Source organism: Aliidiomarina iranensis, from assembly GCF_003987135.1.
GTDB classification, from domain to species: domain Bacteria; phylum Pseudomonadota; class Gammaproteobacteria; order Enterobacterales; family Alteromonadaceae; genus Aliidiomarina; species Aliidiomarina iranensis.
Genome location: NZ_PIPJ01000009.1, coordinates 1 through 12,296, shown reverse-complemented (window position 1 = coordinate 12,296; position 12,296 = coordinate 1). Strand labels below are relative to the sequence as shown.

The following is a 12,296-nucleotide window of genomic DNA, read 5'->3' as shown; positions in this document are numbered from 1 at the left end:
CGAATTTAGGCTTCTGGGCTTAATCCCACTTACGAACAACATCATATAAATCCGTACGCCGGTCTTTTAAGTTAGTTACTGAACCTTCATTGTGTAAATATTTCAATTCATCCAAGTTTAAATCAGAGAACATCAACATTTCTGTATTTGGTGTTGTTTCCGACATCACGGCATCATGGGGAAATGCGAAATCCGAAGGTGAAAATACCGATGATTGCGCATATTGCACATCCAAACTCTCAACTTCAGGTAAGTTTCCTACACTACCGCAGATTACAACGTAGCATTCATTCTCTACAGCCCGCGCTTGTGCGCAATGGCGCACGCGTAAATAGGCATTACGCGTATCCGTCCAGAAGGGCACAAACAGAATTTCTAAGCCTTCATCAGCCATTAAGCGGCCAAGCTCTGGGAATTCCACATCATAGCAAACCAAAATACCAACACGGCCGGCGTCGGTTTGAAACACTTCAACTTTATCACCGCCCTCAATTACCCAATCGCGTTTTTCATGGGGGGTAATATGAATCTTACGTTGCTCTTCAATAGAGCCATCGCGGCGGCACAAATAGGTTACGTTGTAGAGCGAATCACCTTCACTCAGGGGCATCGAGCCGGTGATAATGTTCACGTTATAGCTCACCGCCATCTGCGACATTTCTTTTTTGAACCGTTCGGTAAATCCTGCGAGAAAACGAATGGCACTCATTTGTTGGCCATCTTTCGAAAGCCCCATTAATGGCGCATTAAAAAACTCTGGGAAGAGCACAAAATCACTCTTATAACTGGAAATCGCATCCACGAAATATTCCACTTGCTGCAGCAACTCTTCAACTGATTTAACCGCACGCATTTGCCATTGCACCGCACCAATACGCACGTTCCGAGAACGCGAATGAATCACAGTTTCCGAAGCCTCGTAAAGGAAATTACTCCACTCCAACAATGTGGCATAACCTTTCGAACGCTTATCTTCCGGCAAATATTTATACAGCAGGCGTTTTACCACGAAATCATTCGCTAACTGAAAGCTCAAAATCGGATCGTAAACTTCCCGGCGGCGCACCTTCTCTAAATATTGACTAGCTGTTATTTCATCGGCGTATTTATGAAAATTCACAATACGGCCACCCGCTAAAATGGCTTTTAAGTTCTGCTGTATACACAGCTCTTTGCGGGCATCGTATAACCGGCGGCCCAAACGGTAGCCGCGATAATCTGGGTGAATCAGCACATCGAGGCCATACAAGGCATCGCCATCGGCTTCATTCAAAATCTTATCGCGCTTACTTAATAGATCATCGTATTTGTGAGGGTTACTAAACTTATCGTAAATAACCTGTACCGTAAGGGCTACCCCCACAATCACACCATTATCTTCTAGGCAAATCTGACCCTCAGGAAAATCGCGAATAAGCGCATGAATCGTATGTTCCTCCCAAGCACCACCGATGTCATCGTATACACGATCCATAAGGGCCTTTAGTTGGGGGTAATCTTCATCGCGTAAATTGCGCAGTTGTAAATGCAGATCTTCTGGGCTCATTCCAATTCTCTCTTTTTTACCATCATATTTGCCAGAGCTTGGCTATACTTTCGGGGCATATCGCAAAGCTCAAACTATAGACAGAGTGTACACCGATTCACAGCAGCACGGAAAACATCTATGTGAATTCTTACTTGCATGCCAGAACCAAGATGTTTATGCTTCTGGACGTCTAAAAATAAAATCAGGATATTTATGTCTTCTAATGCAAACACCAATAACCCAACGGAATCCGTAAAACCAAGAGCCGTAGCGCTTTTACCTCTCGCGCTTTTCCTTGCTCTGTTTTTAGGAACCGGCATTTATTTCCATTTCGATGGCGTTGATATGGCTTTTTATCAACTAGCGAGCCCAGTTGCGATTATGCCCGCAATTATTCTTGCCATAATCTTAAGCAAACAAGCCATCAACGATCGCATAGAAACATTCGTAGCCGGCGTGGGGCACAACAATATAATTACGATGTGCTTAATTTATTTGCTGGCCGGTGCCTTCTCCACAGTAGCTGCAGCTACCGGTGGGGTTGATGCCATGGTAGCGTTGGGCCTAAGCATTATTCCCGCATCGTTTATTTTGCCCGGTATTTTCTTAATTGCCGCAGTTGTTTCCACCGCAATGGGTACATCCATGGGTACGTTGGCAGCACTTGCACCGGTAGCTTTGGGCTTAAGCCAGGCCGCGGGCATAAACCCTGCGCTGATGGCCGGTGTGTTAGTAAGCGGGGCAATGTTCGGCGATAACTTATCCTTTATTTCCGATACCACCATTGCCGCTACGCGCACTCAGGGCTGTGAAATGAAAGATAAGTTTAAAGCTAACCTTCGCATTGCCGTGCCTGCTGCTATTCTCACAATTATTGTGCTTTCGTTCTTCGATACCGGAAGCGCACCTATTGATGTGCCAGAGGCAAATTTTTGGTTAGCATTGCCTTACTTTTTCATCATTGCGCTGGCAGTTAGTGGCTTGAACGTTTTTGTAGTACTTACACTCGGTATTATTTTAGCGGCAGTGTTTGGTTTCGTGGCCGTAGATTACGAACTGGTAACCTTTAGCCAAGATGTGTATGTAGGCTTTACTAGCATGCAAGAAATTTTCCTGTTGTCGTTATTGATCGGTGGTTTATCCGCACTTATCCGCCAACAAGGGGGTTTAAAGTTCTTATCTAACACCGTTGAGCGCATCACCAACCGCTTGAGTAAAAGAGCCGACCGCTCAGCTTCATTTGGTATTGTGGGCTTAACCGCACTCACCGATCTCGCTGTTGCCAACAATACGGTAACGATATTAATTTCCGGCGAGGTAAGTAAACGGCTGGCCAAAGAAGGCAATATTGCACCCAAGCAAGCGGCAAGTTACCTCGATATTGCAGCCTGTGTTGTGCAGGGTGTTCTGCCCTACGGAGCCCAAGCGTTACTCATGGGGGCTACGTTCGGTATATCTCCGCTCGCAGTAAGCTTAAATACCTTCTATTGCTTTATTTTGGGTGTAGTAGCCATAGCAACTATCTTTATTATTGGCCCGATCAAAGCTGAACCGAATACAGTGAATGAACACGAGCCTGCGGTATAGGTTCAAGTGGCCAAAGGCTATCAATCGAAACTAAAAAACGCCCTTTCGGGCGTTTTTTAGTTTTACCTGTGTTCATTAATTTGTGGAGGGTAATTCCATCACGCCATCGATTTCTATTTGAGCGCCTTTTGGCAACCCCGAAACCTCTATCGCTGCACGCGCAGGGTAAGGCGTATCAAAATGCTCGGCCATTACTTCATTTACCACCGCGAATTGATTTAAATCAGTTAAGTAGATTTGCACTTTCACCATATCTTGCAATTCGCCACCGGCGGCAGAACAAACGGCACTTAAGTTTTTGAATACCTGCTCCGCTTGCGCGCGAAAATCATTAGAAACCATTTCCATGGTAGCGGGCACCAATGGAATTTGGCCTGAAAGATACACTGTGGTACCAATTTTTATGGCTTGCGAATAGGTTCCAATAGCCGCAGGCGCTTTATCTGTAGCAATAATCACTTTCGACATTTTATTTCCTTAAACGAGAAACTCGCTGAACTTGCGGCATCTTGCGAATCTGCCGCATAACATCGGCTAGGTGCTTGCGATCATTAATCGTGAGCGCCACATCAATGTAATAAATACTAGAATCAATTTCTTCGGTTTTTAAGCCCTGAATATTACAGCCCGTGCGCGCAATTTGCTGCGTTAATTGCGCTAACGCTCCCTGATGATTCACTACCTCTACTCGAATCTCAGAAACAAACTGAGAATCAGGTTTATTATCCCACTGCACAGGGAAATAGCGGCCCGGCTCTTCTTCATGGCCCCGCACGTTTTTGCACTCTCGGCGATGAATCACAAGGCCTCGCCCGGGGCTAACGTGGGCGATAATATCATCGCCAGGAATCGGCCTACAGCATTTCGCGAACGATAATAACAGGCCATCAGCTCCCTTTATTGCCAAACTTCGGCCACGTTCATCATCACCTGCTGCTGCTTTTAACCGTTGCTCATCGCCAATCAGCCGGCGAACTACTGCAACACCCATTAAGTTACCCAAGCCAATATCGCGCAACAGGCTCTGTTTATCAGCTCGTTTCAACTCTTGGGCAACCCGAATAAATTCGGCTTCATTGATATCATCCATACTGATATTGCCGAGCGAGGCGCGCAACAAGCGTTCGCCCAACACCAATGCTTCATCGAATTCTTGGTTTTTCAAATACTGGCGAATTTTTAAACGTGCCTTGCCAGTTACCACAAAATTCAACCATGCAATATTTGGCCGTGAGCCCGGGGTAGTTCTAATTTCAACGGTTTGGCCAGTTTCTAGGGGTTTACTGAGCGAATAAGCCTTGTGGTTAACCCGCGCGCCAATGCATGTGTTACCAATATCTGTATGCACTGCATAGGCAAAATCTACGGCTGTAGCACCTTGCGGTAATTCAATAATACGGCCATCGGGAGTGAAAACGTAAATTTCATCAGGGAATAAATCCGATTTCACATTCTCGATAAATTCAAACGAATTACCCGCGCTTTGTTGCAGTTCAATAAGGCTCTGCATCCATTTCTGCGCACGCACCTGTGCGGTAGTGTTGTTATCTTCAATATCTTTATATAACCAGTGTGCCGCAACACCCCGATCAGCCATTAAATCCATTTCTTCAGTGCGAATCTGAATCTCTACCGGCACCCCATGAGGCCCTTTCAACGACGTATGCAGCGATTGATAACCATTCGATTTCGGAATCGCAATGTAATCTTTGAAACGCGTTTCAATGGGTTTATATAAATTGTGTACGGCTCCCAGCACGCGATAACAGGTATCTACCGAATCAACGATTACGCGGAATGCATAGATATCCATTACCTGCGTGAACTTAAGCTCTTTATTCAGCATTTTCTTGTAGATACTGTATAGATGCTTTTCACGGCCATACACACGGGCTTTGATTCCCATTTCACCAAGGCGCGATAGCACCTCATTGTGGGTGCGCTCCAGCAGCGCTTTGCGGTTGCCTCGGGCTTTGCGAACTTGGCTATCCAACAGCCGGGCACGCCAAGGATAAAGAGCATGAAAGCCGAGAGTTTCTAACTCGTTCTTTATGTTATGGATACCTAGGCGATGCGCCAGCGGGGCATAAATTTCGAGGGTTTCCCGGCCAATTCTCCGGCGTTTATCGGGGCGCAATGAACCAATGGTACGCATATTATGCGTACGATCAGCTAGCTTGATTAGAATCACGCGAATATCTTGCACCATCGCCATAATCATTTTGCGATAGTTTTCAATTTGATGTTCTTCTTTACTGTTAAACTGTAGCTTATCGAGCTTCGAAACACCCTCAACCAGTTCCGCCACCGTAGGGCCAAACTGTTCAGCAAGATCTTCTTGCGTTACCGGTGTATCTTCAATCACATCGTGCAGCAAGGCTGCCATGAGCGTTTCATGATCAAGCCGCATCTCGGCAAGCATGCATGCTACCGCTACTGGGTGGGTAATATAGGGCTCGCCACTTTGGCGTTTTTGCTCACCATGCGCATCAAAAGCCACAACAAAAGCCTGCTCAAGGCGTGTTACTTGATCAGCAGGTAAATAAGCTTCGGTTAATGTGCGCAAACCTTCAAAAAGATACACTTCAGCGCTCTCACTTCTCTGTTAACTACTTTATTGTTTGTTCAAATAATTTATAAGATTATTTTTAAATACTATTTTTAGGTATTTTTTTAGGTATAACAGAGAGGATAAGGGGAAACAAACAATTTGCCAACGGGGGAAATGCCAACGGGAGCAGATTGCCCCCGTTGAGAAAATCGATTAATCGCTCGTATCACTCGATTTCAATGCGGCCATTGCTGCTACTTCCGCTTCATCTTGCGCATATTGCGCATCTTGATCGTCTTGATCAAGGCGGCCAGCATCGATAAACCCTGCTTCGATTTCGCGAAGTGCAATAATAGTTGGTTTATCGTTTGTGGTTTGCACCATAGGCTCTTTGCCATAGTTCGCTATTTGACGCGCACGACGTGCTGCTACCAGAACCAAATCAAACCGGTTTCCAATGCGTTCTACTGCGTTTTCTACTGTTACCCGTGCCATCTTATTACTCCGCGAAACTCAAATTGATTCTTTGAAAGGGCAAATAGTGTACTGCAAAGTAACAGATCCGCCAAGATCTATTGCTCATTGCATTGTTTTATTTGGGTTTTTATTCTTCAGCAAGTAGATTATGTAATATTTCTCGATGCCGAATTTGTTGCTTCGAACGGCGTAAGCGCTGGCTCATCACGATATGCTCTAAATTATCCACTGATGTAGCAAAATCATTATTCACAATTAAGTAACTAAATTCAGCGTAATGCGACATTTCGTGCTGGGCCTTCGCCATGCGTTTTGCAATCACTTCATCGCTATCTTGCCCACGCTCACGTAAACGGCGTTCAAGTTCTTCGTTGGAAGGCGGGAGAATAAATATGGTGTGCACACCGGGATAAGCGGCTTTCACTTGCCGAGTGCCTTGCCAATCAATATCAAGAAACACATCAATACCACTGGCTAACGTATCTTCTATTACCGTGCGCGAAGTGCCGTAATAGTTATCAAACACTTTTGCCCACTCATAAAAATCATGCTTTTCAACTTGTTGTAAAAAAGCCTCTTCACTTACGAAGTGATAATGCACACCATCTACTTCACCAGGCCGCGGTGCACGAGTAGTAGTGCTCACCGATACTTGCATAGAGCCTTTTGGGTGCCGATCCAGCAAGGCTTTAATCATACTTGATTTTCCAGCACCGCTTGGCGCAGCGATCACAAAAAGATTTCCACTAACGTTCGACATAAGCACGCTTACAAGTGAGTTCAAAGGTGCACAATAAAGTACACCGAATACCACCAAAAAACCACTTTTCTATATAATCTGCGGCTACCGCACCATGCTCGGGGGTTGCCTGGTCATGTTCGGTGTAGCCTTTCGGTAATAGTGGTGGTTTTGCCTTGCTCGGTGCTCCAATCCCTTACTTGGCTAGGGCTGCCGAGGTAAATAAAACTTAGTTACTTTCTGGAATTTCAATACCCCGATCAGCCAGCCAATCTACCACTTTTTCCATGTCTGCAGTGATTTTTCTACCCAAGGGTGTATCTGGCTTGTATCCTAACCAGTCCCTTGTAAGGCGAGTCATCAAACTATCACCGACCTCATTCACAAATGTGTAATCTGCGCCATGTTCGAGTAAGTGAAGGGTTAGATAATATTTCCCTCCAGAAGTTGAAGACATAAGCAATGATACTGACCGACCTGTTCGACCTATTCGTCGAGTACGGGCATTAATATCTGCTCCATACTCCAACAGCAGATCAACCGCTTCAATCGCATTTGGATTGAAAATAGCTACATGAAACAATGGTGTATGCCCAGAAAAAGCCCACTCAGGATGGTCGATACTCCGTTCCCGCCGCCCGGAAACCAAATTCGGATCAGCACCAAACTCCAATGCCAACCTCAAAAACTCCAGATTATCCTCGGCGGCAACAAAATACATGATCGAGGTGCCGTCCTCGTAAATCACATTGGGATCGGCACCAAGCTCCAGAAGTTTCTTAAATCCTGATAAATTCTTACGACGAAACGACCAGTACAATGGAGTAGCACCACTTGTACCTCGAGCATTCACATCAACGCCCTGTGCCACTAACTGCTCTATCCGTTCAAGTCGCCCTCTCCCTGCAGCACTTGCCAATGCTCGCACCTGCCTATCTGGGAACATCCGGCGCAAAGACATGCGACTGACAGCAGGTTGTTCATCTTCTCGCTGACTCGCTTCTTTTTGGTTTGCATCCATTCGCTTTATCAACTCATTCAATTCTGTAGGTGCCGATTGTTAAGGTATCGTATTCGTACAACTAAGCAACAGTGCTGCACTGATACAAACGAGCAATGTAATCCTATAATTCATCATATTCCCTCATTAACAGGCATTGGCGGCGCGTCGACACGCATGGCTCATAGTATGCCAACCAGCCGGACCCAACGATACTTTCTGGCCATAAACTGTGGTAGGCGTCACGGCATTAATCAGCCGTAACGCATCGGCAGAACTCCGAAAGTGCGTAATGGATGCGCCGGCATGTAAAACTAGCAGGATTAAACAAAACAACACCGTTAATTACCGCAAGGAAGTACATACTCTTCTCTCAATCTAATCGCATCTCCGCGCTGCCAAAGAGGATCTTCCAGCCAGCTTATATGGTCATTTGAAAAACAAAGAGGAATGAATACTTCTCTGCCAGAGGTTTCAGTGCCTTTCACTTTCACTACGGCTTGAGGGCAAAACCCAGCGCTACCCCATTGCTGTTGCCTTATATCAAAGAGCCTAATCTGAGCCCCTTGTTCTACATCACTTACATTTCCTTTGAAACAGTAACTCTCATCCGGTGATAAAATTAAACCACCAAGGCTCCAGCATCCATTTTCATGGATTTTCATATCTTGCTGTAATACATAGCACTGTCCAATCATGTCCGAATAAAGTTCTTCTTCGGATAAAGAGGTTACGCCAGTACAAGCCGTCAAGCCAAGTGGTAAGGCAAGCAACAGTGCCCGCCCTCTGTTTAGTGTCTTCGCTGTTGCCATTGTCGTACATACTCATCAAAGTTGTGAGAAGCCCAAATACTGTTGGGCTTAGTGAAACGCATGGTACCTACACGCAACGGATTCAGTAACCCGCCACCGCAAACCGGATCGGTACTGATGCATGCACCAGATGTTCCAGAAGCAGGATACGCAAGCCCTGGTAATGAATACAAAGTACCTGATTCAATAAAGCCCTGACGCACCAGATTATTTACTCGCCATGCACCAAGACTATGCCCGGTTAAATGCCCTGTGTAACCAGAACTCACTACACTCATTGAAACCGCATCAAGTAATCCCTGAACATTGAGTAGAGAGTCATTGATATCCCAAAGCACACCGATGACACCACCCCAGCTTCCCAACAATCCATTTTCTCTAGTGCTAAAACCCGTAACCTGTTGCTTATCAGGGTTATAAGTCGTCCCCGCCACTTCAAGCCCCAGTTTGGAATTGAGCGCCAAAATTAGGTTCAGCTCTTGCAAGCTCAAGCCATTTTTAGCCGCAAAGCGTGTTAACTCGGATTGCGCTTTGTATTGCCCGTAACTACCTACCGCATTTCGCACCCAACCGCCAAAATCTTCACCTAAACTCCCAGAGATATACATCAACGCCTGACCCATATTCGGATTGTGTGCCGCAACGATATTTATTCCCAAGCGAACCGTCACTTGACTCGCTGTCGGTGCTGCCGGTCCGCCTGATGGCGTAAACGCCCATGTTGAAGCGCCGGCAACCGCTGCGCCCCGCAAGGCTTGACTAGAGGATGCGCCATGAGCGCGCGCAACATTATAAGTTCCCGCGGCTGAACAAGCGGGCGCCCACGGGCCACAGAACAGAGAGCCAATACTCACAATGGTTTGGCTGATATCCGCACCCAATGCTTTAAACACCCCACGAATGCCACGTTTAAAAGGCGAAGCAAGCTTCTGAAACAAATACCCACTCGGGTCAGTGTAGCTCAGTGGCTTTCTTTAAAACATAAGCTGAAAGTACATAGCTGTAGCGGTTAAAGTTTTGGCTGTTGCTTGGGCTTTGCACGAATGGGTCGGCTTGTAGGAAGCGGCCTATGTGGGCGTCATATATCCGCCCACCCATTTGCACTACGCTGGCGTGGTCTACCTGCTCGTGGCCGGTGTAGCCTTTAGAGTCGCCCAGTAAGCTGTAGCTGAGCATTACACTGCGGGTATGCACCGCGTACTGCCGGCCCCAAGGATCGTACATCAGCTGTTACAAGACATTTTTGGCCTGCGAGGTCACAGCCACGGTAGAGCCCAAGCCATCGCTATGAAAGTAGTGCTCTTCACCGGTACCATTGCTGCGCTGCACCGCCTGGGCATTGCCGACCCGGAACTTGTGCTCAATCACCCCTCCCGGCAACTGCACCCGCTCATACAGCCCATCCAGCAGTAGGCTGTCGGTTACTTCGCCGCCGCGTACATCGCGCTGGCGGTACAGCTCGCAATTCGGGCCGTACCAGAACTCGGTCTGGTCGCTGCCTTGGGTAATGCGGCTCGGCTTGTTAAAGGCGGCGTAGGTAAAGTTGTGCCTGCCATCCGAAGTCACATTGCCGTTGTTGTCGTAGCTGAAGTTGTAATAAAAATTGAGAGTAGAACAAACGCTAAACATTAAATTAATTTTCACCTAACCCTAACTTTAAGGGGGTGTTAAAGAACTGACGCGGTCAGAAACCTGTCTAACCGCTGTATTCAAGCAGTTGGAATCGGATGTTGCTTAAGGTTTAAACAAAAAGCCTTTTGCCCGCCCCTGCCGTGTGAACGGCTGGAGCGGGACATTCTTTTAGTAGCTCTGGATTAAACTGTAAAGCATCAGGATCCGACACCCATGCCAAAATCCAGCGAGGCCTTGGATGATGGGGTGCAATACTTGGCACCTCCGCTATCAATCCGCGAAACTCCCCTTCCAGTACCTCAACCTCTATTCTTAAGAAGTGTCCCCAAGAACCATTCCAGTCCTGATAGATATGAGCAATGCGGACTTGCGTCCCTGGTGGTAGCAAACCGATAATCTGCTTCCGCCAGAATATACTTTCCACGTCACTGGGAGCCAGTAAAGTAGTACCCATAGATGCTTGTTCAGAACCATCCCATATTTTGTGCTCAATCAGCAGTTCCTTGCAGGCACCAACCCATTGACTCTCCGTTGGTTTTAACGCACACCCTGAGAGCAGCATGGTAAGGAGCACTATAAGCGAATAGTTTATACATCTCATCAGCCAGGCCACCTCTCTCCATAACCATCAACCGTACCAATGGTGTGATTTCTATATATCCAACGCCACCAACTCGGGCTTTCCACTGATGTTGTCCCCGGTCTGAATATCGTCATAGCCCCGGTTCCGCAAATCAGATCCAATGTTGCACAAGCTCCGGATGTTCCTGCAGCCGGGTAAGCAAATCCAGGTAACGACAACAAAGTGCCAGACTCGATAAAGCCTTGCCGCACCAGATTATTGACCCGCCACGCGCCGAGGCTATGCCCTGTTAGATGACCAGTATGGCCGGAGTTAATCACTTGCAATGACACAGCATCCAACAACCCTTGAGCATTAAGCAGTGTATCGTTAATATCCCAAAGCACTCCGATATAGCGCGAGGCTCGTCCAAATATGCCACCAGGTTTTTCTCTTGACAGGAATCCCTCAACAGTACCACTTTCAGAGTTGTAAGTCGTCCCCGCCACTTCAAGCCCTATCTTGGAATTGAGCGCCAAAATTAGGTTCAGCTCTTGCAAGCTCAAGCCATTTTTAGCCGCAAAGCGTGTTAACTCGGATTGCGCTTTGTATTGCCCGTAACTACCTACCGCATTTCGCACCCAACCGCCAAAATCTTCACCTAAACTCCCAGAGATATACATCAACGCCTGACCCATATTCGGATTGTGTGCCGCAACGATATTTATTCCCAAGCGAACCGTCACTTGACTCGCTGTCGGTGCTGCCGGTCCGCCTGATGGCGTAAACGCCCATGTTGAAGCGCCGGCAACCGCTGCGCCCCGCAATAGACTAGAGCCGAGAATACATGGCTGTAGCGGTTAAAGTTCTGGCTGTTGCTTGGGCTTTGTACGAATGGGGCGGCTTGTAGGAAACGGCCAATGTGGGCGTCGTATATCCGCCCACCCATTTGCACTACGCTGGCGTGGTCTACCTGCTCGTGGCCGGTGTAACCTTTGTGCGTGAGGCTTAATATCGAGGCCAAGGTAAAGTTCACGGCTTGGTTATTGCTTTTAAACACCGCCCGGCGCTTACCAAAGGCATCGAAGCTGAGCTTTTCTTCTACTTGCCCCGCGTCATCGGTAATCACATCCACGCTACCTAAATGGTCCGTGTATACATAGCGGGTGGTGATGCTTTCACCGCGCTCTCCCTGTCGCAACTCAACAATCGCATTGCCCAAGTTACGCCGGAACCAGGTTTCGCCCCCCTCACTGATAAGCTCCGCTACGCCATGCTGCGTAATGGTGGTGGTTTTGCCTTGCTCGGTGCTGGTGCTGCTTTCCGTATGGGCCGGCTTTATCCAACTATCAAACTCTATTGGAGCTAAGTCTTTAGCAGTAGCCTTTGCTACCATACTTTAAACTTA

General features: G+C 47.2%; 14 protein-coding genes. 1 reads left to right on the top strand and 13 read right to left on the bottom strand.

The features are described from left to right. Positions 1-19: 19 nt before the first annotated feature. Positions 20-1,546: a carbon-nitrogen hydrolase family protein gene (locus tag CWE08_RS10305; RefSeq protein ID WP_126768030.1), complete on the bottom strand. Its 1,527-nt coding sequence runs from the start codon at positions 1,544-1,546 to the stop codon at positions 20-22. Between the two features lie 195 nt (positions 1,547-1,741). Between CWE08_RS10305 and CWE08_RS10300 the strand changes: the two genes are divergently transcribed. Then, positions 1,742-3,115, top strand: a complete 1,374-nt coding sequence (locus tag CWE08_RS10300) for a Na+/H+ antiporter NhaC family protein (protein WP_126768029.1) — start codon at positions 1,742-1,744, stop codon at positions 3,113-3,115. A 75-nt stretch (positions 3,116-3,190) separates the two neighbouring features. Here CWE08_RS10300 and CWE08_RS10295 read toward each other — a convergent pair whose 3' ends face one another. The 12 genes from CWE08_RS10295 to CWE08_RS10240 all read right to left on the bottom strand — a co-directional run bounded on the left by CWE08_RS10295 (position 3,191) and on the right by CWE08_RS10240 (position 12,284). Beyond that, positions 3,191-3,583, bottom strand: a complete 393-nt coding sequence (locus tag CWE08_RS10295) for a RidA family protein (protein ID WP_126768027.1) — start codon at positions 3,581-3,583, stop codon at positions 3,191-3,193. Position 3,584: 1 nt separating this feature from the next. After that, positions 3,585-5,699, bottom strand: coding sequence for a bifunctional GTP diphosphokinase/guanosine-3',5'-bis pyrophosphate 3'-pyrophosphohydrolase (gene spoT, locus CWE08_RS10290; RefSeq protein WP_126768026.1), 2,115 nt, complete (start codon positions 5,697-5,699; stop codon positions 3,585-3,587). 180 nt (positions 5,700-5,879) lie between these two features. Then, positions 5,880-6,161 (bottom strand): DNA-directed RNA polymerase subunit omega, encoded by a 282-nt coding sequence (gene rpoZ, locus CWE08_RS10285; protein WP_126768024.1) that lies wholly within the window; start codon positions 6,159-6,161, stop codon positions 5,880-5,882. A 109-nt stretch (positions 6,162-6,270) separates the two neighbouring features. Continuing rightward, a complete protein-coding gene (gene gmk / locus CWE08_RS10280; RefSeq protein WP_420837084.1) occupies positions 6,271-6,909 on the bottom strand; it encodes a guanylate kinase in 639 nt (212 codons plus the stop codon). Between the two features lie 202 nt (positions 6,910-7,111). Beyond that, positions 7,112-7,903, bottom strand: a complete 792-nt coding sequence (locus CWE08_RS10275) for an ankyrin repeat domain-containing protein (RefSeq protein WP_126768021.1) — start codon at positions 7,901-7,903, stop codon at positions 7,112-7,114. A gap of 320 nt (positions 7,904-8,223) precedes the next feature. Beyond that, complete coding sequence (locus CWE08_RS10270) at positions 8,224-8,694, bottom strand: hypothetical protein (protein WP_126768020.1); 471 nt, start codon at positions 8,692-8,694, stop codon at positions 8,224-8,226. Next, positions 8,673-9,632: a hypothetical protein gene (locus tag CWE08_RS10265; RefSeq protein WP_126768018.1), complete on the bottom strand. Its 960-nt coding sequence runs from the start codon at positions 9,630-9,632 to the stop codon at positions 8,673-8,675. Before CWE08_RS10265 ends, CWE08_RS10270 begins: the two co-directional genes overlap by 22 nt. Before the next feature lie 13 nt (positions 9,633-9,645). Beyond that, entirely contained in the window at positions 9,646-9,918 is a 273-nt protein-coding gene (locus tag CWE08_RS10260) for an RHS repeat-associated core domain-containing protein (protein ID WP_126768016.1), read from the bottom strand. A 6-nt stretch (positions 9,919-9,924) separates the two neighbouring features. Beyond that, a complete protein-coding gene (locus CWE08_RS10255; protein WP_126768015.1) occupies positions 9,925-10,338 on the bottom strand; it encodes a hypothetical protein in 414 nt (137 codons plus the stop codon). A gap of 97 nt (positions 10,339-10,435) precedes the next feature. Next, positions 10,436-10,939 (bottom strand): hypothetical protein, encoded by a 504-nt coding sequence (locus CWE08_RS10250; protein ID WP_126768013.1) that lies wholly within the window; start codon positions 10,937-10,939, stop codon positions 10,436-10,438. Continuing rightward, positions 10,927-11,634 (bottom strand): hypothetical protein, encoded by a 708-nt coding sequence (locus tag CWE08_RS10245; protein WP_126768012.1) that lies wholly within the window; start codon positions 11,632-11,634, stop codon positions 10,927-10,929. Before CWE08_RS10245 ends, CWE08_RS10250 begins: the two co-directional genes overlap by 13 nt. After that, positions 11,631-12,284 carry an RHS repeat domain-containing protein gene (locus CWE08_RS10240; RefSeq protein ID WP_126768010.1) on the bottom strand — a complete coding sequence of 218 codons (654 nt, stop codon included), beginning with the start codon at positions 12,282-12,284 and terminating at the stop codon, positions 11,631-11,633. The genes CWE08_RS10245 and CWE08_RS10240 overlap by 4 nt, the downstream gene beginning before the upstream one ends. Between the last annotated feature and the right edge of the window lie 12 nt (positions 12,285-12,296).